The 21,596-nt window shown below is 45.4% G+C and carries 13 protein-coding genes and 2 tRNA genes; 9 read left to right on the forward strand and 6 right to left on the reverse strand.

Annotated features, from left to right (window positions below):
- Positions 1-151 precede the first annotated feature (151 nt).
- The 7 genes from ABTP35_RS10095 to ABTP35_RS10125 all read left to right on the forward strand — a co-directional run bounded on the left by ABTP35_RS10095 (position 152) and on the right by ABTP35_RS10125 (position 12,795).
- A complete protein-coding gene (locus tag ABTP35_RS10095) occupies positions 152-2,365 on the forward strand; it encodes a histidine kinase (RefSeq protein WP_293296615.1) in 2,214 nt (737 codons plus the stop codon).
- Positions 2,365-3,096, forward strand: coding sequence for a LytTR family DNA-binding domain-containing protein (locus ABTP35_RS10100; RefSeq protein ID WP_293296613.1), 732 nt, complete (start codon positions 2,365-2,367; stop codon positions 3,094-3,096). The genes ABTP35_RS10095 and ABTP35_RS10100 overlap by 1 nt, the downstream gene beginning before the upstream one ends.
- Before the next feature lie 59 nt (positions 3,097-3,155).
- A complete protein-coding gene (locus ABTP35_RS10105; RefSeq protein WP_224835417.1) occupies positions 3,156-3,671 on the forward strand; it encodes a gamma carbonic anhydrase family protein in 516 nt (171 codons plus the stop codon).
- Positions 3,672-3,798: 127 nt separating this feature from the next.
- Entirely contained in the window at positions 3,799-4,683 is an 885-nt protein-coding gene (gene fabD, locus ABTP35_RS10110) for an ACP S-malonyltransferase (protein WP_224835416.1), read from the forward strand.
- A gap of 130 nt (positions 4,684-4,813) precedes the next feature.
- The gene (locus ABTP35_RS10115) at positions 4,814-9,859 is read left to right on the forward strand and encodes a gliding motility-associated C-terminal domain-containing protein (protein ID WP_375334189.1); all 5,046 of its coding nucleotides are present in this window, start codon (positions 4,814-4,816) and stop codon (positions 9,857-9,859) included.
- Position 9,860: 1 nt separating this feature from the next.
- Positions 9,861-10,850 carry a type IX secretion system membrane protein PorP/SprF gene (locus ABTP35_RS10120; protein WP_293296608.1) on the forward strand — a complete coding sequence of 330 codons (990 nt, stop codon included), beginning with the start codon at positions 9,861-9,863 and terminating at the stop codon, positions 10,848-10,850.
- Position 10,851: 1 nt separating this feature from the next.
- Entirely contained in the window at positions 10,852-12,795 is a 1,944-nt protein-coding gene (locus ABTP35_RS10125; RefSeq protein WP_293296606.1) for an OmpA family protein, read from the forward strand.
- A 1-nt stretch (position 12,796) separates the two neighbouring features.
- On the opposite strand, the gene ABTP35_RS10130 is transcribed toward ABTP35_RS10125, so the two are convergent.
- Positions 12,797-14,041, reverse strand: coding sequence for an NRAMP family divalent metal transporter (locus tag ABTP35_RS10130; RefSeq protein WP_375334190.1), 1,245 nt, complete (start codon positions 14,039-14,041; stop codon positions 12,797-12,799).
- 230 nt (positions 14,042-14,271) lie between these two features.
- Here ABTP35_RS10130 and ABTP35_RS10135 point away from each other — a divergent pair, with 230 nt between their 5' ends.
- Positions 14,272-15,996, forward strand: coding sequence for a GMC family oxidoreductase (locus tag ABTP35_RS10135; RefSeq protein WP_293296602.1), 1,725 nt, complete (start codon positions 14,272-14,274; stop codon positions 15,994-15,996).
- Positions 15,997-16,000: 4 nt separating this feature from the next.
- A complete protein-coding gene (locus ABTP35_RS10140; protein WP_224835410.1) occupies positions 16,001-16,711 on the forward strand; it encodes a gluconate 2-dehydrogenase subunit 3 family protein in 711 nt (236 codons plus the stop codon).
- Positions 16,712-16,799: 88 nt separating this feature from the next.
- On the opposite strand, the gene ABTP35_RS10145 is transcribed toward ABTP35_RS10140, so the two are convergent.
- From ABTP35_RS10145 to mutS, 5 genes are all read right to left on the reverse strand, one after another.
- Entirely contained in the window at positions 16,800-17,582 is a 783-nt protein-coding gene (locus tag ABTP35_RS10145; RefSeq protein ID WP_375334191.1) for a hypothetical protein, read from the reverse strand.
- A gap of 184 nt (positions 17,583-17,766) precedes the next feature.
- Positions 17,767-18,525 carry a hypothetical protein gene (locus ABTP35_RS10150; RefSeq protein WP_293296597.1) on the reverse strand — a complete coding sequence of 253 codons (759 nt, stop codon included), beginning with the start codon at positions 18,523-18,525 and terminating at the stop codon, positions 17,767-17,769.
- Positions 18,526-18,712: 187 nt separating this feature from the next.
- A tRNA-Leu gene (locus ABTP35_RS10155) sits at positions 18,713-18,797 on the reverse strand.
- Between the two features lie 57 nt (positions 18,798-18,854).
- A tRNA-Gly gene (locus ABTP35_RS10160) sits at positions 18,855-18,927 on the reverse strand.
- Positions 18,928-19,001: 74 nt separating this feature from the next.
- The gene (gene mutS / locus ABTP35_RS10165; RefSeq protein WP_293299075.1) at positions 19,002-21,584 is read right to left on the reverse strand and encodes a DNA mismatch repair protein MutS; all 2,583 of its coding nucleotides are present in this window, start codon (positions 21,582-21,584) and stop codon (positions 19,002-19,004) included.
- Positions 21,585-21,596 lie beyond the last annotated feature (12 nt).

Genomic DNA, 21,596 nt, shown 5'->3' on the forward strand with positions numbered 1-21,596 from the left:
CAGAAAAAATCAGGATTGAGTAAAACAAAGGTGCCAATGAGTAATTAAGGCCGTTGGCTTAGTAACCTTGGATAAATAGGAGGTGTTTGGGCCAATTTCGGTACTTGTCCATTTTTTAAAATGATTGGGAAGCAGTAAGTTTACCTTGGTTATGGTTCGAAAAGCATACATATTATTGGTTCTTGTAATGACCACCTTTGTTGGTATGTCCCAAGTTGGCAACAATAGCGTTGAGTTCCAGTTACAGGGGTCCGTGAAGGGCAAGGAGAATTACGAACCTATTTCCGGGGTACAGGTATCCACGGACAAGGGAGCGTTTACGCGGACCAATGCTTTGGGCGAGTTCAAAATAAGAGCGTCCGTTGGCGATATGTTGATCATACAAGGGCCGGAATTGCAAACGGTACGCCACATAATAAAGTCGGAAGAGGATATCGATGTATTGGTAGAGGGATATGGGAGTGCGATTGATACCAAAAGCAAGAAACGGGAAGTTTCCGGTGCAAGAAAAAGTTTAATGGAACATCAACGTTTTTTGGATTCTGCCAATTTTTACAAAAAAACCGACCTTGAGAAAAGTATCGATTTTGTTGCCAGTTCCATGGAGCTTTTGGGCAGTGCCGGCAATAAGCGTGAGCTTTCCATGTCCTTGCGCATGCTGGGAGAAATATACACCTACCACGGTCAATACGACCTGGCGATTACCAATTTTAAAGATGCTTTAGCGGCCCAGGAATCCAACAAGACCAAAATACTATTGGGCAAAACCTATGTACAGAACGGCAACTATACCGGTGCCATGGAGGTGTTGGAACCATTGGTAGAGGTTAAGAACATGGTTCCCTATCAACGCATTGAGCTTTTAGAGGCTTTGGGGGACGCCAACAAGGCCAGCAACAATCTAAAAAGAGCCCAAGATTACTACAAGGAAGGACTGTTGATCGCAAAGAAGAACCAGATTTCTCCAAAGGAGATCGATTTAAATTCTAAAATTGCGGATGTATTTGCCAGTGAAGATAAGCTGATCGAAGCCGAAGGGTTTTATCAAAACTCCTTGGACCTTTCCAGGCAAGTGGCGCCGGAAAGATTGATCCAGGAGAGTGAAAAAGTGGCGGATTTTTACAATCAGAAGAACCGCTTCGAGGACGAGATACAGTTGCGAAAACAAAATCTGAGCGAGCTGGAGCAGATGCCCCGATCAAGTCGTGCCACGGATAAAAAAGGTGCGGTAAAGGACACGATCACCTCCCAACGCATCAACTACAAAATTGCAAACGCCTACATTGCCCAGGACAAACTGGACGAAGCCATTCCGTATTTGGAGAAAAGTATAGTGGAAGCCAACAGGGACGATGATTTGGTGGTGCAAAAAGATGCCACGCGAACCTTGTCCGAAGTGTATCGCAACAAGGGCGAGTACAACAAAGCTCTGGAATCGTATCAAGATTATGTGGCCGTGGTGGATAGCCTGTATGTTCGAAAGGAACAAGAAATAGCGAGTGCGGCACAGTTTAACAGGGAAATAGCCAATACCCAAAACCGTATTTCCAGTTTGGAACAGGAGCGGGAACTCAACCAGAGTAAATATAGCTTGGCCGTAACCGAACAGCAATTGTACGAGGAGACCAGCAAGCGCCAAAAATGGATCATTTACTCTTTGATTTTCGGTATTGCCCTTATGGCGCTCACCGCATATTTATATTACCGGAGCAACAAGCAACAAAAATTGGCCAATAATCTGCTGGCCTTAAAATCGTTGCGCACCCAAATGAACCCCCATTTTATTTTTAATGCCCTCAATTCCGTGAACAATTATATTGCCAAGAGCGATGAACGGAGTGCCAATCGTTTTCTAAGCGAGTTTTCCGTCCTTATGCGCAGTGTACTGGAAAATTCCGAAGAAGACTTTATCCCTTTGGCCAAGGAGTTACAGTTGCTGCAATTATATGTAAAGCTGGAACACTCCCGTTTTTCGGACAAGTTCGACTACGAGATCAATGTGGATCAGCACATCGATGTAGATGCTTTTCAAATACCCCCGATGCTATTGCAGCCCTATATAGAAAACGCAATTTGGCACGGATTGCGATACAAGGAGGAAAAAGGAATGTTGAAAATTGTATTACGACGGCTAACAAAGGATATGGTCGAAATACGAATAGAGGACAACGGGATCGGACGAAAAAAATCTGCGGAGCTAAAGACCACCAATCAAAAAAAGCAAAAATCCAAGGGGATGGGCAACATTCAAAAGCGAATCCAAATCTTGAACGATATGTACAAAAACCGGGTAGAGGTTTCCATTTCCGATCTGAACCAAGATAGAACGGGAACCAAAGTATCCCTTAAACTTAAAAAACAATAATGGGTCTACGTGCGGTAATTGTAGAGGACGAAGCCAATAGTAGGGAAATCCTTCGGAACTACTTGGCCAAGTATTGCGAGGGAGTTCAGGTCTTGGGAGAAGCGGCAACCATTGAAGAGGGGTTGGAACAAATCAAAAAACATGTCCCAGATCTGGTCTTTTTGGATGTGGAAATGCCCTTTGGTAATGCCTTTGATCTGTTGGATAAAATCCCGGACCGCACTTTCGAAACCATTTTTGTTACCGCTTATAACCAATATGCCATGGATGCCCTGAACCATCATGCCGCCTATTATTTAATGAAGCCCATAAATATAGATGAGTTGATCAAGGCGGTGGACTATGTCCGAGGGGTCAAGGAGAAGGAAAATGCCTTGGAAGGAGAAGTGCTCCAAGCAAAATCCGATCATGTTTCAGGAAAGATCACCTTGCCGCAACAAGACGGGTTCCAAGTATTGGATGTATCGGACATTTATTTTTGTAAGGCAGACGACAATTACACCGAAATTTATCTCGAAAAGAAAAAGATCGTCATCAGTAAAACCTTAAAATATTTTGAGGAAGCGCTACGGCCCTATTCCTTTGCACGTATCCACAAATCATATTTGGTCAATGTATCCGAAGTGGTGCGGTACAAAAAAGGAAAGGGGGGCAGTGTGGTACTGTCCAATGGCAAGGAACTTTCTGTGTCCGCTTCCAAAAAAGCCGAACTTTTATCACATTTTAAATAAATAGGAGCAAAGAACACGGCCAAGTAGCGTTTCTTTGTTTTCAACTAAACCTTAAACCAATGATTGTACAACCCGTTAGGGGCAAATCCCCAGAAATAGGAGAAGATTGTTTTATCGCCGAAAATGCGACCATTGTGGGCGAAGTAACCATGGGAGACCAATGTAGTGTTTGGTTCAACGCGGTGATCCGTGGCGATGTCCATTTTATTAAAATGGGCAACAAGGTGAATGTGCAAGATGGGGCTGTGATCCATTGTACCTATCAAAAATCGCCGACCACAATTGGCAACAATGTTTCCATTGGCCATAATGCCATTGTGCACGGTTGTACCATAAAGGATAACGTGCTGGTGGGCATGGGCAGCATTATTATGGACGATTGCGTAGTGGAGAGTAACTCGATTATTGCCGCAGGAGCTGTGGTGACCAAGGGTACACATGTGGAGGCGGGAAGCATTTATGCCGGGATGCCCGCAAAAAAAATAAAGGATATCAGTCCCGAGCTGTCCAAAGGAGAGATAGACCGAATCGCCAATAATTATGTAAAGTATTCCAGTTGGTTCAAAGAGGATTAAATGTAGGTGGACATGCTTTTAAAAATGGCATCTATCCAACAATTTCAAGATCCCACAATCTAAGATTCAAGGAACCTATCGGATTATATTCCCTATTTTTGTTCCACTCAAAAAAAACTCGACAACCATGAACGCATATATTTTTCCAGGACAAGGAGCACAATTTGTAGGTATGGGGCTGGACCTGTACGAAAATCATTCCCAAGCACAGGAACTTTTTGAAAGGGCCAATGCCATACTTGGGTTTTCCATAACCGACATTATGTTCGAGGGTACGGCCGAAGACCTAAAACAGACCAAGGTGACCCAGCCGGCCATATTTCTGCACTCCGTGATCCTGAGCAAAGTATTGGGCGAAAGCTTTTCCCCCGATATGGTGGCAGGCCATTCTTTGGGAGAGTTTTCAGCATTGGTCGCCAATGGCACGTTAAATTTTGAGGATGGACTAAAATTAGTGTCGCAACGGGCCTTGGCCATGCAAAAAGCTTGCGAGATTCAGCCCAGTACCATGGCCGCGGTTTTAGGCTTGGAAGACGATGTAGTGGAAAAAATATGTTCCGAAGTGGAAGGTATCGTGGTGCCGGCCAATTATAACTGCCCCGGCCAATTGGTGATTTCCGGAGAGGTGGATGCCGTAAATGTAGCCTGCGAAAAAATGAAGGAAGCCGGAGCAAGGAGAGCATTGTTGTTGCCGGTGGGCGGTGCGTTCCATTCGCCATTAATGGAGCCCGCACGAGAAGAATTGGCAGCAGCCATAGAATCTACGCAATTCAATGCACCAAGTTGCCCCATTTATCAAAATGTGACCACTACGGCGGTATCCGATCCCGAAGCAATTAAAAAGAACCTCATTCTGCAGCTTACCGCGCCCGTTAAGTGGACGCAAAGCGTTCAGCAAATGGTCAAGGATGGAGCAACATCCTTTGTGGAGGTAGGGCCTGGCAAGGTATTGCAGGGATTGGTGAAAAAAATACATCGAGAGGCCGTAACCAGCTCTGCTGAGGTTTCTTAAACGGCAGAAACAGTTTATCCGATTAAATGCAATTTTAAACTAATAGGCAAGGAGAATCCTTGCCTTTTTTGTAATATTGGTAGCTCCCAAACCACCTACTTGAGCATGGCGATTAAACCAACTGAAACTGATGGCAATGGCGATGTCGACCATACTTACAAAAACCTCAAAGCAACAACCCACGGCTCTTGTTCGTAGCGGCCTATTACTGTTCCTTTTTCTCGTTTTGGGAATGGGTACGGGGTTTGGGCAGGCTCCCTCCGGTTACTCGGTCTCTATCGATCAGGACCCCATCGATACGGGGAACGAGACAGCGGTGAGCTTCACCTTTGCGGGTGCTGAAGCAGCGGCGACCTACAATTATGAGTTCAGCAGCGACGGTGGTCCCGGTACGGTTACCGATACGGGGGTTATCGTGTCGGCCACGGACCAGATAATGGGAATCGATCTTAGCGGTCTTCCCGATGGGACGATCACCCTTAGTGTTACCCTGACCAACATTGACGGCACAGGAGGAGCGGTCACCGATACTGTGATAAAGGATACGGCTGTTCCCTCCGGTTACTCGGTCACGATCGACCAGGACCCCATCGATACGGGGAACGAGACAGCGGTGAGCTTCACCTTTATGGGTGCGGAAGCGGGGGCGACCTACAATTATGAGTTCAGCAGTGACGGCGGTCCCGGTACGGTTACCGATACGGGCGTCATCGGTACGGCCACGGACCAAATAACGGGAATCGATCTTAGCGGTCTTCCGGATGGGACGATTACCCTTAGCGTTACCCTGACCAACGGGAACGGCACAGGGGGAGCGGTCACCGATACTGCGACAAAGGATACGGCTGTACCCTCCGGTTACTCGGTCACGATCGACCAGGACCCCATCGATACGGGGGACGAGACAGCGGTGAGCTTCACCTTTGCGGGTGCGGAAGCGGGGGCGACCTACAATTACGAGTTCAGCAGTGACGGCGGTGCTGGCACGGTCACCGATACGGGGGTTATCGTGTCGGCCACAGACCAGATAATGGGAATTGATCTTAGCGGTCTTCCCGATGGGACGATTACCCTTAGCGTTACCCTGACCAACGGGAACGGCACAGGGGGAGCGGTCACCGATACTGCGACAAAGGATACGGCTGTTCCCTCCGGTTACTCGGTCACGATCGACCAGGACCCCATCGATACGGGGGACGAGACAGCGGTGAGCTTCACCTTTGCGGGTGCGGAAGCGGGGGCGACCTACAATTACGAGTTCAGCAGTGACGGCGGTGCTGGCACGGTCACCGATACGGGCATCATCGGTACGGCCACTGACCAGATAGCGGGAATCGATCTTAGCGGTCTTCCGGATGGGACGATTACCCTTAGCGTTACCCTGACCAACGGGAACGGGACAGGGGGAGCGGTCACCGATACTGCGACAAAGGATACGGCTGTACCCTCCGGTTACTCGGTCACGATCGACCAGGACCCCATCGATACGGGGGACGAGACAGCGGTGAGCTTCACCTTTGCGGGTGCGGAAGCGGGGGCGACCTACAATTACGAGTTCAGCAGTGACGGCGGTGCTGGCACGGTCACCGATACGGGCGTCATCGGTACGGCCACGGACCAAATAACGGGGATCGATCTTAGCGGTCTTCCCGATGGGACGATTACCCTTAGCGTTACCCTGACCAACGGGAACGGCACAGGGGGAGCGGTCACCGATACTGCGACAAAGGATACGGCTGTTCCCTCCGGTTACTCGGTCACGATCGACCAGGACCCCATCGATACGGGGGACGAGACAGCGGTGAGCTTCACCTTTGCGGGTGCGGAAGCGGGGGCGACCTACAATTACGAGTTCAGCAGTGACGGCGGTGCTGGCACGGTCACCGATACGGGCATCATCGGTACGGCCACTGACCAGATAGCGGGAATCGATCTTAGCGGTCTTCCGGATGGGACGATCACCCTTAGCGTTACCCTGACCAACGGGAACGGGACAGGGGGAGCGGTCACCGATACTGCGACAAAGGATACGGCTGTACCCTCCGGTTACTCGGTTACGATCGACCAAGACCCCATCGATACGGGGAACGAGACAGCGGTGAGCTTCACCTTTGCGGGTGCGGAAGTGGGAGCGACCTACAATTACGAGTTCAGCAGTGACGGCGGTGCTGGCACGGTCACCGATACGGGCATCATCGGTACGGCCACGGACCAAATAACGGGGATCGACCTTAGCAGTCTTCCGGATGGGACGATCACCCTTAGTGTTACCCTGACCAACGGGAACGGCACAGGGGGAGCGGTCACCGATACTGTGATAAAGGATACGGCGGCTCCAGCAGATTATACTGTTTCAATTAATCAAGACCCAATAAATGTTACAAATGAAAACACTATAACGTTTACTATTGAGGATGCCCAAATAGGCAGTTTTTACAGCTATTCTTTCTCAAGTTCTGGTGGTGGTACGCCTATAACAGGAAATGGAGGGCCGATTTTATCAACTAACCCAACATTTCCTTTAGTTGGAGGTATAGATTTAAGCAGTTTACCAGATGGAACAATAGCATTAAGTGTTGTATTAACAGATTTATTTGGTCCAGGCAATCCAGCAACAGATACAGCAACCAAAAATACAGCGGTGCCTTCGGGTTATACGGTGAGTTTTGATCAAGACCCCATAAATCAAACCAACGAGAATAACGTAAGTTTTACCATTGCCGGGGGGGAGAATGGAGACGATTATGAATATTCCATTACAAGTAGTGGGGGCGGGACTCCGGTTACAAGTACTGGAGTAATTAGTTCTCCATCTGAACAGGTTAACGCTAATTTAAGTGGTCTTTCAAATGGAACTATTACCCTTACGGTAGTTCTTTCCAATGATAATGGGGATGGAAATCCTGCAATAAATACAGCAACAAAAGAAACTTGCTTTGCCGGCACAACGGCACCAATAATAAATGCAACAACAACACAATTTTGTGTTACAGATCTTGGCAGTTTTAACCAAGACCTGGATAATTATGTTGATGTAACCGCAAATTTGGTTTGGAGTACTAACCCTGATCCTAATCAAACAGGAGATCATCTTTCAACAAGTAGTGTGGTTACAGGGACTCAGATTGAGAACAATGGCACATATTATGGTTTTTATTATGATGAAATAAACAGTTGTGCAAGTCCAACGATTACTTTGACCCTGTCTGTTAACGAGGAACCAAATGCGGGAACAACTACTGCGGTTTCCCGTTGTTCGGATTCCTCCAATGGGAATACCCTTCTTGATCTTGATGATCAAATAACTGATGAAGATCCCGGTTCGTGGTCATTAACTTCAACTGTGCCAGGTTCTTCAATTACTATTGATAGCAGTAATATTGTCAATTTTACAGGTCAACCAGATGGCGAATATATTTTTACTTATACAGCAACAGCTTCAGGCATTTGTACCGACCAAACTGTGCAACTACAGGTGACAATTGATGATTGTTCCGGGCCTTGCGATGCGGGGAATACCGCTCCTGCACTTAATGGTGGGAGTTCGACCATAGCGTTTTGCGATGCTATCACCGCCAACCTAAACGATTACGTGACCAGTACGCCCCCGGCAGGTACAACGCTTGTTTGGAGTACAAGTAACGATCCCGAAGAGACCGGGGCACATTTGAACGATTCCGGTGTAGTGGAGCCAGGAACCTATTATGCCTTCTACTACGACGATGTGAACGATTGTGGAAGCCCAGTGTTGGCCATAACCCTGGAGTTGAACAATACGCCTGTAATAGATAGTACCATGGGCGATGTTTCCTGCGGTCCGAGCATATTGGATCTAACCGCATCCGCATCCGTAGCGGGCAACGGTACCATAACCTATACGTGGTACGATGCACCTACCGGCGGAAACATTGTGGGCACCAGCGCTACATTTACCACCAATACCCTGTCCGAGACTACATCCTATTACGTTTCGGCCTCCGCCAATGGCTGCGAATCCGACCGGGTAGAAGTCATTGCTACTATTAACGACATTCCCAATGCAGGGTCCCCTAGTAATACCACAGCCTGTAATGTTGCAGGAAATGGTGGTCCAAATATTATTGATTTGGACAATACTCTCACGGGTGCCGAACCGGGTACTTGGACTGTAATTACCGACCCATCCAATGGAACATTGGTTATTGGTTCTGAAAATACGGTTAATTTTGAGGGTTTACCAAATGGTAATTATGTGTTTGAATATACTACTACTGCCGAAGCGCCTTGTACGGGAGCATCTGTTCAGGTAACGATTTCAGTAAGCGATTGTACAGTAGATACCGATGGTGATGGCCTTACCGATAGTGAGGAGACCAATTTGGGTACTGATCCGAACGACCCCGATACCGATGGTGATGGCCTTACCGATGGAGAGGAAGTATTGGTGGAAGATGATACATCTACCGATTTGGTACCAGAAATGGCATCTAACCCATTGGATCCATGTGATCCTTTCCTAACACCCGATTGTAACCCTGATGATATTGACTTGGCCATTATCAAAGAGGTAAGGGATAATAGGTCTAAATTGATTGGGGACGAGGTTGTATTTGAGATTACCATTCAAAATGTAGATCAGGTTAGGGTATTGGATGTTATTGTTTCGGAGGTATTGTCATCATCCTTTAATTATATTGATCATCAAGCTACACTAGGTGAATATGATGTAGAATCCGGTGAATGGTCCATCGCTGAAATGACTGCCAATGACATTGAAGCTACACTTAGTATCAGAGCAACTATTGCTGATTTGACCGATTTGGAAAATACGGCATTTTTGGTGTCATCATTTCCATTGGATGGCGTTTCGGATAACAATTCAGATACCATCATTGTAGATGCGGAAAGGAGCCAATGCGAAGACACTGGAACTATCTGTAATATCTTTTCTCCCAATAATGATGGGTACAACGATACCCTGATTTTGGTGGGCCATGAACTTTACCCCGACAATACTTTTGAGGTATTTGATAGGTACGGAAACAGTGTTTTCCAAATGGATGGGTACGATAGCTCGTGGGATGGATTTGGAAAAAACGGACAATTACCCAAAGGCACCTATTTTTATATCCTAGACCTTTATGGGGACGGAACAGAGGTGGTAAAAGGGTGGATTCAAATTGTAAGGAACAACTAAAATGTCGGATAAAAAACGCTTATCATTATATAAACTAGTACTGTTTATGGTACTCATGGCAGTAAGTTTTGTGCAGGCACAAAAAGAGCCACAATACACCCAGTACATGTACAACATTGGTAGTTTTAACCCAGCCTACGTAGGCACGGTGGAAAGTCCAGAGATTATTGGATTGTATCGTGCACAGTGGGTGGACATCGAAGGGGCTCCGACCACAATTAGAGGTGGGGCCAATATTCCGTTCAATAACGAGAAAATGGGGATTGGGGTCAATATAGTGAACGATCAATTGGGGCCATCTACCCAAACCTATTTTGATGTGGCCTATTCCTACGAGATCCAATTATCCGACGAGACCAAACTTTCCTTTGGGCTCAACGCAGGAGGCTCGTCTTTACGTGTCGATTATTCTGAGGGTACCTTTGAACAGGGTTCCGACCCATCACTTTTAGGTGAGAATTATAATAGTTTTTACCCTACGGTGGGCGCAGGCTTGTTTATGTACCACGAGGAGGATTGGTACTTGGGGGCCTCCGTACCCAATTTTTTAACGGACGAACTTTATAATGATGAAGTCGCTACCATTGTGGAAGACTATATGCAGTTGAACGTAATAGGCGGTTATGTGTTCCAATTGAGCGACCGGACCAAGTTTAAACCCGCTTTTTTGGTAAATTACCTTCAAGGTTCGCCCGTAAACATAAATTTATCGGCAAATTTTCAGTTTATCGATGCCCTAACCATTGGAGCTGCATACCGATTTGATAATGCCGTGAGCGGACTGGCGGGATTTCAAATTTCCAACGCCATGTTTATTGGGTATGCCTACGATTACAACACCAATGGATTGGGCGAGTATGGTGGGGGGTCCCACGAGGCCATTTTAAAATTTTATATTGGAAGAGGTGGATTTGGTTCCGGTAAGAATAAAACCAAGAACAAAAAATCAAAAAACAAAGGTAAGCAGATAGATTCCCCAAGATTTTTCTAACATGAACCCAACAAAAAAAATACAATTTACATTATGGGCCGCCCTTTTGGGAGTTGCCTTCTGCTTTGCCCAAAAAAAACAGTCCGAAGGGGATGTTTTCTTTTTCCAGTACGAGTATCAAAAAGCCGCAAGGGCCTACGAAAAACAACTGTCCGAGGGTACGCTGACCAAACAACAGTTCTTGAACTTGGCCGATGCTTATTTTGAAACCGATAATTTTGAAAAAGCTTCCGCGGCATACATGGAGATTTATGATCAGGATACGATTATGAACCCGCATCATTACAACAAAATGTTGCAGAGTTTATCCAAGGCCCCGAATAGCGAGGGGGTAGATGCCTTTGTGGAAAGGGTGTCCTCCAATTTTCCAAAAGAACTGCTGGAAAATATGGAGTTTAACAAACAATTACTGCAAAGCGGAACAGACGAAAATCAATTGGAGTACGAAATTTTCAACTTGGAGGGCAACAGTCCTCAAACCGATTTTGCACCAAGTTTTTATCTTAATAAGCTACTGTTTTCCAGTGGACGTCTTGCCAATAAAAAATTGCGATACGAACCGGGCAACGAGGGCTATTTCAATATTTACGAATCAGAGATCCAGCCTTCCGGTCAGATCAGGTCCCTTAAGACCTTAAATGGGTTGGAAGAAACGAATTATCATAAAGCAACACCATCTTTCTCCTCGGCCCTGAACAGTGTGTTCTATGTGGCATCCAATACTCAAAATGGGGAGCTGGCCTTCGATTCCAAAGGAAAAAACGCCTTGTCCATTGCCAAACAGACCATTGGAGGTGGCCATCAGCTTTTATTAAAGGATTTGAGCACCTCATTTTATTATCCGTTCTACGACGACCGCAACGGTAAACTTTATTTTGCTGCGGATTTTGAGGATGGCTATGGCGGTACGGATATCTATTTTGTGTACACCAACAACGGACAGGTAATGTCGGCGCCCATCAATTTGGGGCCGCGTATCAATTCTTCGGGCAACGAAATAGCTCCGTTTATATTCGAGAACAGTTTTTATTTTGCTTCGGATGTATTCTTCGGCCTCGGAGGAATGGATATTTACAAATCCAATCTTGAAGGTGAAGATTTCGGTATTCCCATCAATCTAGGCAACCAAATCAATACCGAGTTCGATGATTTTGGATTGATCATAAGGAACGAGGGGGATGGATTATTGGGGTATTTCGCATCTAACCGGCCCGGAGGAAAAGGAAAGGATGACATTTATGGATTTAAGGTCGATGAAAAACCGGGGCTTAAAACGCTAACCTTTAAGGGCGAGGTAGTAAATAGTCAAAACCAAAATGCTGTTGCCAATGCTGTGGTGAGCCTATGGAACATGGATGGCGAAAAGATAGCGACCACAACATCCGATGAAAATGGGGCCTATCGATTGGAAGTGCCCTACGAAACCGAAGTGGTCATAGAAGCGACCAAAGAACGCTACTCCCGATTTATAGAACAATTTGGACAGGAACAATTGGATGCGCTCCAGAAACAATCCTATACCATCGGGGTCTCTTTATATGATGACCTGGTGGAGGAAAGGGAGGGTCAAAAAGTGGTAAAGCTAGATGATTTTTATTTTGACAATGGATCCACGGACCTTACCGACAACATAAAAAATGAGCTGACAAAAGTGGTGGATTTTATGAATGCTTTTCCGGAAGCCCAACTACGAGTGGAAACCTATACCGATAGCCGAGGGGGGAGCAGTACCAATTTTAAGCTTACCCAAGCACGATCGGATGCCATAAAAAGATATTTAGTGGCAAGCGGGGTGCCTGCGACCAGTGTGTTATATTCCATCGGATATGGGGAGGATAAAATACTGAACAACTGTACCAATGGTGTTTTTTGTTTGGAGACCTTGCACAAGCAGAACCAGCGTTCGCTGATCGTTGTGCTAAACGACAATGTAATGTTCGATTAGTTTACTTGATCAGTACCCAGCAATAGTAGAGGGCGAACAACGAAAGAAAAACAATTCCCGAATAGCTAAGTACCTTTAGGCCTATCTTGGGTCTATGTTCCTTTGGAACATCCTTACCGGTAACGGTTTTTAAGTTCATCCAACCGAGTAGGGGAGCGAAAACAAAGGATACAAAAGTGGCCAATCCTACCAAATCGCCCATGTTGGCGCTAAATAGACTTATTACGATCCAATTGATCCAAGCCATAACAAGTACCATAAGTGCAAAAGAGTGCTTGCCATTGTAGATGTTTTTTTGTGGGAGCAGCTTTTGCAAAACATCCAAACTTACCCTCGATATGGCATCATGGGCGGTCATGCATGTGCTGAACATGGTGGCAAAAGCGGCCACTGCAATAAAAAAGTAAGCCCAACTTCCTATATGGGTTGTAAATAAGTTGACCAATTGATCGGCGAAGACCACTGCATTGCCACTGAGTTCCGTGCCAGTTCCGTAAAGGGTCATCCAGCCAATGATCATAAAAAAGATGGCCAGTACCGCAGTGAGTACATAACCTACGTTAAATTCCTGAAGGGCAATTTTTAGTGTTGGCTTGTTTCTCATGGTTTTCAGGTTTTCCATGCCCCAAAGGCTTACCCACCCCGATGCTTCAACGGCCGTGGGCATCCAGCCAACAAGACCGATCAAAAACAAAATGCCTATTTCGTTAAAAATTTCCGGTCGTTGGTGCGACCCACTGTGGGGTACCGGCCCTTTTTGGAGCACCATCACCGTTGTGATCAACAAGGCCACAAATAAAATGGTGATCACGGCTTTCAGGGAATTTTCTAGGAACCTATATTTTCCTATGATCAAGATTAAACTGATAAATACAAATAGCCCCAACGAAATTACACCTGCACCAACGGATGCAACATTGAACAAATTCATAAACAAACCGGCAGTCACCACGTACAAGGCAGCTAAAATGGTAAAGGTGGAGATCAATGTAACAAACGCATAGATCCACAAGTAGGTTTTTCCCAGATTGTGGTATCCCTCGATCAAGCTTTTTTCGGTGATGGTCGTATATCGAATACCGAATTCAAAAAAAGGATATTTGAGCAAATTCGCTAAAAGTATGGGGATGATCATAACCCATCCATATTGGGCTCCGGCCTTGGTGGATAGTACCAAATGCGAAGTTCCAATGGCCATGCTGGCAAACAATAGGCCCGGTCCAAGCGCTTTTAACAATGCTTTCATATAGTGTAATGGTTGGTTTTCTTTGTGGAAGATATGTTTTTTTTACTTAAAGTTTACAGATTCCATTTGATTGGATCCTTCTTCGGATAAATAGGAAAAAGACACTGAATTTATATTTGGAAAAAGTATCTTTAGTACGCACAGAGGCATCTCATATCAATCACGGAGATTTTCTCAAAATTTCAACATATTGATTTTGATGCATTTAAAACTAAATCAAACATAAACCAATGCAAATTATTGAAAATTCCACGGTATACGATGCCATAATTGTTGGTTCCGGGGCTGGTGGTGGCATGTCTGCCAAAGTACTCTCGGAAGCTGGGCTAAAAGTCGCGGTAGTTGAGGCAGGTCCATATTTTGACCCGGCCAAACCAGAACATCAAACCCAATTAAAATGGCCTTATGAGAGTCCTAGGCGCGGGGCCAGTACGCGATTTCGCCCTTTCGGTGATTTTGATGCTGCCTACGGCGGCTGGGATATTGAAGGTGAGCCGTATACCCAAAAGGATGGGACAAAATTCGAATGGTTCCGTTCCAGAATGTTGGGAGGAAGAACCAATCACTGGGGAAGAATCTCGTTACGTTTTGGTCCAAAGGATTTTAAGCACAAAGATGTGGATGGCCATGGCGAGAACTGGCCCATAAGTTATGATGATGTAAAACCGTACTATGATAAGGTAGATAAGATGATCGGCGTATTTGGTACTAATGAGGGGCTGCCCAATGATCCCGATGGTTTTTTTCTACCCCCGCCTAAACCCAGATTGCACGAACTGTTCTACATCAGAGGGGCCAGAAAGAGTAATATTCCGGTATACCCATCAAGGATGTCCATGCTCACCAAAAAGATCAATAATGAGCGAGGGGTCTGCTTCTACTGCGGGCAGTGTAATAGAGCGTGTCAAGTATATGCCGATTTCTCAGCAGGTACCTGTCTCATTTTCCCGGCGCAAAAAAATGGAGGACAGATCGATTTGTTTGTCAATTGTATGGTGCGCGAAGTAACCACAAACGAAGAGGGAAGAGCAACAGGGGTGTCTTACATCAATAAAGAAGATAGGAAAGAATATAAGCTCAAGGGAAAAGTGGTAGTACTTGGAGCATCTGCCTGTAGCACAGCTAGGATTTTATTGAATTCCAAAAGTAAGCAACACCCGAACGGATTGGGCAATAGTAGCGATGTTGTCGGAAAGTATCTGCACGATTCTACCGGTGCCGGAAGAGCGGCCTTTGTTCCAGATCTAATGAACCGAAAAGTTTCCTATAACGAAGATGGCGTGGGGGGTATGCATGTGTACTCACCTTGGTGGGGCGATAATTCCAAGCTCGATTTTCCACGAGGATATCATATAGAAGTATGGGGCGGCATGGGAATGCCCAGCTATGGCTTCGGGTTCAATGCCAATGAGTTCAATAAGTTCTTTGGAACCAAAGTGGGAGGTTATGGCGATGTACTCCGCAGCGATGCCAAAAAATATTATGGTGCCGTTGTGGGCATGGCCGGTCGTGGTGAGTCTATTGCCCGGAAAGATAATTATTGTGAGATAGACCCAACCACGGTGGATGAGTTTGGTATTCCCGTATTGCGTTTCCATTACAAATGGAGCGAGTTCGAGATCAATCAGGCCAAACACATGCAAGATACTTTTGAAGAGCTCTTGATCAATATGGGCGGTGAGCCTTTGGGCGACAAACCGGGCAAGGATACCAATTATGGCTTGCACAATCCGGGCAACATTATCCACGAAGTGGGCACTACGCGAATGGGCGACGATCCAAAGACATCGGTGACGAACAAATACCAGCAGCTGCACGATGTGGACAACGTGTTTATTGTGGATGCAGGACCATTTACTTCTCAAGCGGACAAGAATTGTACATGGACCATTTTAGCACTTTCCATGAGGGCATCGGAATATATTGTGGAGCAATTGAAACAACAAAACATTTAAGGCAATGGACAGAAGAAAGAGTTTAAAATCTATAGTATTGGGCTCTGTGGCCGGTGGACTGGCCATTCACGGATGCAAGCCATCTACGGAGGCGAAGGAATTGGTGGAGGCCCCAAAAATAACGTATCCGGGCAGGGTGCCTTTGGAAACGGAGTTGATCAATGAACTACAGGACGAACAGTTTTTGAATCCGCACGAGGTAGAAACACTTACGATACTTTGTGATTTGATTTTGCCCCCTTCGGAGGCATTCAAAGCAGCCTCGGATGCCGATGTGGTCAGTTTTATAGAGTTCATGTGCAAGGACAATGAGGCGTTCCAGCCCGATATCCGTGGTGGAATTATGTGGTTGGATCATAAATGTAACACCGAATATGGGGTGGAGTTTAAAACGGCGACCGTAGCACAACAAAAAGCTATTTTGGATGAAATTGCCTATTATGATCCCGAAGTGCCGGGCAATGAACGACCATTTGAAGTGAATTTCTTCTCCTTGGTCCGTAACCTTACTATGACGGGATTTTATACCACAAAAATCGGGATAGAAGAAATAGGGTATAAGGGCAATATGCCCAATGTTTGGGATGGTGTCCCTGATGATGTGTTGGAACAGCATGGTGTTTCCTATGAAGAGGAATGGTTGGCCAAGTGTGTGGACCAAAGCAAACGCGGCATTATTGCCGAGTGGGACGAGGATGGGAATTTGTTGACTTAAAACAATGGAATATAATGTAAAAAGCCCCGCGCCAAAGGTGAGGGGCTTTGTTAATGGAGTCAAAGAATGAATTCAACTCTCAACCTAGTTATTGTATTTTCTCCAATAAGTAAACATCGACTTCTCCGGAAACAGCCAGTTCGTGCCCAGTGCTGTTGGCATTGGCTGCTACGGTGAATGTATAGGAGAAGCTAAGGTGGTTATTGTTTTCTCGGTCGAATGTTAAGTTGGTGAACTCGAATTCCGAAGTGCCATTGGCTCCGGATTGGTAACTGTCCGTCATCACAAAATACTTGTAATCATCTCCTATAACGGTGTATTTGTTAAGTATAAATTCACCAAATAATAATGATTCACCTGCTTCGCCCAAATTGGAGAATACCAAACTCAAGCCTGTAAAGGATTTGTTGACATCATCGTCTGGGGTGGTCAGGAAACGGAAAATCCTGAAAGGATAGGTCGTAAAATCTTGACCTTCTTGAATTATCATGGTATTGCCGCCACCTTCAGGAAAATCGCCATCCAAGCCGGCATATTTAAAAACAGCGCTATCCTCAAAAGCTTCACCATCGGGTCTTGTTCCAGAAAGGTTTAGGGAAATGGAACCAAATTGGGACATCTCATCAAAACCTTCACCATCTGTGCCGTCCATGCCGTCCTCTCCGTCTTGTCCATTGAGCCCTTGGCAGTCCAACGCATTGAACTCGCCGTCTTGGTTAATGTCTTCATCGGCATCGTTTATGCCATCGGCATTGGTGTCCCAGCAGGAAATACCGCTCAAACCGGGTGCTCCATCTTCCCCATCGGAACAGGAGGTCAACGAAACGCTTATGGTTAAAAGACCTATTCCAAATAACTTGCTGATTTTCATAGTTTTTTAAAATTTAAAGTTTGATAAGGTGTAAATGTATGGGATAGAGGTGTTTGAGCAGACCTTGAATTGACCTGTGCCCTGTTTGGGTTGACGGATATGGGTCTGGGTTTATTTTGTAATATGAAGTGTAAAGAAAAGCCCCGCACTTTTAGTGCGGGGCTTTTTAGGCTATTGCTATCAATTAAGGTTCTATTAGTTCAAATAAATAGACGTCCACTTCACCCGATACGTTTAGTTCGTTGCCGGAGTCATTGTTGGCAGCATCGACACTAAAAGAATAGGAAAAGGTAAGGTGGTTGTTGTTTTCGGGTTCGAACATGATGTTGGTGAGTTGCATATTGGATACTCCTTCGCCATCAGAATCATAGCCATCATCTAATATGAAATATTTGTAGTCCTCTCCAACAACGCCATAATTGTTTAAGGTGGTTACAATCAAATTTACTGTTTCTGTGTTTTCCCCTGGATTGGTTATGGTAGCTTCCCAATCGAAAAAAGTAGGGTTATAAGTGGCATCGGGTGCTGTTAAAAACCTACGGAAATTGAAAAAATACTCGGTGTCTTCACCAACTTCTGTGGCAGTAACTATATTATAGTTTATAAAATCCTCACCATCAAGACCTAGGAACCTAAATTCGGTATTGTCTGTAAAGGCGATAGCATCTGGCCTTGTGCCACTCAAGTTCATGGTAATGGATCCATATTGTGCCATTTCCTCCAGCCCGGTCCCATCTTGCCCATCATTGCCAGGATCTCCTTGTGGTCCTGTTGCTCCTGGTGCGCCGTCCAGTCCATCTTGTCCGTTTAAGCCATCGATTCCGTCAATTCCATCTTTCCCATCAATTCCATCTGCACCATCTTCCCCATCTTGGACTAAGCAGGAATTAAAAGAAATGCATAAAATCAACAATGTACATTTAATAAGAATAGAGTTTTTCATAAGAAGTAGGTATACAGTTAGTTATGTTTAAATGTAAGCATGTAAGGCCAACAACGGACGTAGAATTGATGGTTGCTGTGTTTGAATTGATGTATACCTAGTTTGGGTTGATGGATGGCAGAAACGTAACTTATTATTTAAAAATCAAAAAAATCCCTAATAACCAATAAGTTAAAAGGGATTTATGTACTCGAGGCGGGACTTGAACCCGCACGGGCAAAATGCCCACAGGATTTTAAGTCCGGCGTGTCTACCAATTCCACCACTCGAGCAGGACTTGTATGTAAAAAAAAAACTCCACCCGTGGTGACTGAGCGGAGTCGAAGTCGAGCGAAAAACGGGATTCGAACCCGCGACCTCCACCTTGGCAAGGTGATGCTCTACCAACTGAGCTATTTTCGCGTTTAAAAGAACTTGCACTTTTCCCAAGCGCGGATGCAAATTTAAAACAATTCTATTAAAATAAAAGAATTTTTTCAGGAAGAAACTTTTTTCTTTTTGCTCAACAAGCGTTTGATTTCATTTAATTTCATCAAAGCTTCCACAGGTGTCAGAGTATCAATGTCCAAGTGCAGGATTTCCTCCTTGATCTCTTCCAACAAAGGGTCGTCCAGATTGAAGAAGCTGAGTTGCATCTCATTCTGGGAAGACTGTAATTTGTCCGTCATTTCCTCACTGGAATGTGTTTTTTCCAGCTTTTTCAGGATTTTATTGGCCTTTTGTATTACTTGTTGCGGCATGCCGGCCATTTTGGCCACATGGATTCCAAAACTGTGTTCGCTCCCGCCGGGCACCAACTTTCTAAGGAAAAGCACATTATCTTCCAGTTCTTTAACCGATACATTGTAGTTTTTTATTCGGGTAAAAATATTGGTCATTTCGTTGAGTTCGTGGTAATGTGTGGCAAATAAGGTCTTTGCTTTGGCGGGATGCTCGTGCAAATATTCCGATATCGCCCAGGCAATGGAAATTCCATCGTAGGTACTGGTTCCTCTACCTATTTCGTCCAAAAGGACCAAACTGCGCTCCGATAGATTGTTCAGAATAGAGGCTGTTTCGTTCATTTCCACCATAAAAGTGGACTCGCCCATGGAAATATTGTCACTGGCACCTACTCGGGTAAATATTTTGTCCACAACACCCAGGGTAGCCTCCGTTGCGGGAACAAAACTTCCCATTTGTGCCAAAAGCACAATAAGGGCAGTCTGCCGTAACAAAGCAGATTTACCGCTCATGTTGGGTCCCGTTATCATAATGATCTGCTGTTCTTCCCTATCCAGAAACACATCGTTGGTTACATAGGCATCGCCGATCGGTAATTGCTTTTCGATAACAGGGTGGCGCCCTTTCTTAATATCCAATGTAGTGGAATCGTTCACCGAAGGGGCCACATAGTTGTTTTCCTTTGCCAATTGTGTAAACCCGGACAAACAATCCAGTTCCGCGATAAGTTGGGCATTGTGCTGTACCGGTGCAATATATTCCTGCATATAAACCAAAAGGCGATCAAAAAGTTGTTGCTCCAATTGGTAGATCCGTTCCTCGGCTCCCAATATTTTGGATTCATATTCTTTGAGCTCCTCGGTAATATAGCGTTCGGCATTGACCAAGGTCTGTTTGCGAATCCAGCCCTCGGGTACTTTGTCCTTATGGGTGTTCCTTACTTCTATATAGTAACCAAACACGTTGTTCGATGCTATTTTTAAGGAGGTGATCCCGGTTTTCTTGGTTTCTCGCTCCAACATTTTATCCAAATAATCCTTACTGGAAAAGGCAAGACCTCGCAGTTCGTCCAGTTCTTCTGAGTAACCTTGGGCAATGGTGTTGCCTTTGGCAATGTTTACCGGAGCCTCTTCGTTGAGCACAGTTTTTATTTTTGAGCGGAGTCCTTCACAATGATTCAATTGTTCCCCGATCCGTTTTAAGGATTCGTTGGTGCTCTTTTCGGATAGTTGTTTGATGGGAACTATGGCCTCCAGCGAATTTTTGAGTTGGACCACTTCTTTTGGGTTGATTTTGCCCGTGGCCAATTTGGAAATCAATCGTTCCAAATCTCCCATTTGTTTGATGTATCCCTGAATCCGGTTAAGTTGTTCGTCTTCTTCCTTTAAATAGGCGACTACCTGATGCCTTTGTTGGATCTTGTCAACGTTTTTTAAGGGTAGGGCCAACCATCTCTTTAGGAGTCGTCCCCCCATGGGGGAAATGGTCCTGTCGATAATATCCAATAGGGTTACGGCATTTTGGTGGGAAGAGTGGTAAAGTTCCAGGTTGCGAATGGTAAATCGATCCATCCATACATATTCCTCTTCTGCAATGCGCTGTATTTTGTTGATATGTTGAAGTCGGCTGTGCTGGGTCTCGGACAAATAATGCAAAACCGCTCCGGAGGCGATTATGCCGTGGGTAAGGTGATCTATGCCGAAACCTTTTAGGTTTTTTGTGCCAAAATGATTGTTGAGGCTCTCTTGGGCGTAATCCTCCTGAAAAATCCAGTCTTCCAAAAAGAAACTGTGCCAATGGTTGCCAAAGCAATCCGCAAATTCCTTTCTGTGCTTTTTGGATACCAGAACTTCGTTTGGCGAAAAATTCTGAAGCAACTTGTCCACTTGCTCCACCGAACCCTCGGAAGTTAGGTATTCTCCCGTGGAAATGTCCAAAAAAGAAACCCCTAATTTTGTTCGCCCAAAATGTACGGCGCACAAAAAGTTATTGCTTTTTGCGGAGAGAATATCGTCGTTCAGGGCAACACCGGGAGTGACAAGTTCGGTTACGCCACGTTTTACAATGCTTTTGGTCTGTTTGGGGTCTTCCAATTGGTCGCAAATGGCCACACGTTGCCCGGCCTTTACCAATTTCGGCAAATAGGTGTTCAAGGAGTGGTGGGGAAATCCGGCCAGTTCCGTTTTGTCCCCTCCATTGTTCCGGTGGGTTAAAATAATCCCCAATATTTTGGCGGCTTTTACCGCATCTTCCCCAAACGTTTCGTAAAAATCCCCGACACGGAACAACAACAGGGCATCAGGATGTTTTGTCTTGATGGCGTTGTACTGCTGCATCAGCGGGGTAAC

The organism is Flagellimonas alginilytica, assembly GCF_042134605.1.
Lineage (GTDB): Bacteria > Bacteroidota > Bacteroidia > Flavobacteriales > Flavobacteriaceae > Flagellimonas > Flagellimonas alginolytica.

Coding starts and splice junctions, on each gene's coding strand:
- ABTP35_RS10095 (WP_293296615.1), top strand. CDS start 152: ATGGTTCGAAAAGCATACATATTATTGGTTCTTGTAATGACCACCTTT.
- ABTP35_RS10100 (WP_293296613.1), top strand. CDS start 2,365: ATGGGTCTACGTGCGGTAATTGTAGAGGACGAAGCCAATAGTAGGGAA.
- ABTP35_RS10105 (WP_224835417.1), top strand. CDS start 3,156: ATGATTGTACAACCCGTTAGGGGCAAATCCCCAGAAATAGGAGAAGAT.
- fabD (WP_224835416.1), top strand. CDS start 3,799: ATGAACGCATATATTTTTCCAGGACAAGGAGCACAATTTGTAGGTATG.
- ABTP35_RS10115 (WP_375334189.1), top strand. CDS start 4,814: ATGGCAATGGCGATGTCGACCATACTTACAAAAACCTCAAAGCAACAA.
- ABTP35_RS10120 (WP_293296608.1), top strand. CDS start 9,861: ATGTCGGATAAAAAACGCTTATCATTATATAAACTAGTACTGTTTATG.
- ABTP35_RS10125 (WP_293296606.1), top strand. CDS start 10,852: ATGAACCCAACAAAAAAAATACAATTTACATTATGGGCCGCCCTTTTG.
- ABTP35_RS10130 (WP_375334190.1), bottom strand. CDS start 14,041: ATGAAAGCATTGTTAAAAGCGCTTGGACCGGGCCTATTGTTTGCCAGC.
- ABTP35_RS10135 (WP_293296602.1), top strand. CDS start 14,272: ATGCAAATTATTGAAAATTCCACGGTATACGATGCCATAATTGTTGGT.
- ABTP35_RS10140 (WP_224835410.1), top strand. CDS start 16,001: ATGGACAGAAGAAAGAGTTTAAAATCTATAGTATTGGGCTCTGTGGCC.
- ABTP35_RS10145 (WP_375334191.1), bottom strand. CDS start 17,582: ATGAAAATCAGCAAGTTATTTGGAATAGGTCTTTTAACCATAAGCGTT.
- ABTP35_RS10150 (WP_293296597.1), bottom strand. CDS start 18,525: ATGAAAAACTCTATTCTTATTAAATGTACATTGTTGATTTTATGCATT.
- mutS (WP_293299075.1), bottom strand. CDS start 21,584: ATGCAGCAGTACAACGCCATCAAGACAAAACATCCTGATGCCCTGTTG.